The sequence below is a fragment of the Chryseobacterium sp. SIMBA_028 genome (genome assembly GCF_046535285.1).
Taxonomy (GTDB): domain Bacteria; phylum Bacteroidota; class Bacteroidia; order Flavobacteriales; family Weeksellaceae; genus Chryseobacterium.
On sequence record NZ_JAWRWZ010000800.1, the window covers coordinates 1 to 238 of the forward strand.

The 238-nt window shown below is 37.8% G+C and carries 1 pseudogene; it reads left to right on the plus strand.

Annotated elements, in window-relative coordinates:
- Positions 1–238: pseudogene (locus SCA31_RS25430) on the plus strand (hypothetical protein); the annotation flags it as partial.

Genomic DNA, 238 nt, shown 5'->3' on the forward strand with positions numbered 1-238 from the left:
GTTAGGAGGTATTATCGGTGGTGTTGCAGGTAATGTTATCGGTAACAAAATGGATAAACAGGCTAAAGAAATTAAAGAAACGTTGCCAGGTGCTGAAGTAGAAAGAGTAGGAGACGGTATTAAAGTTACCATGAGCGAAAGTATTGTAAACTTTGATTTTGACTCTTCAAACCTCAGACCTACATCAGTTACCAATTTAGATAAACTGGCTCAGGTGCTTACTAATAACCCTGATACT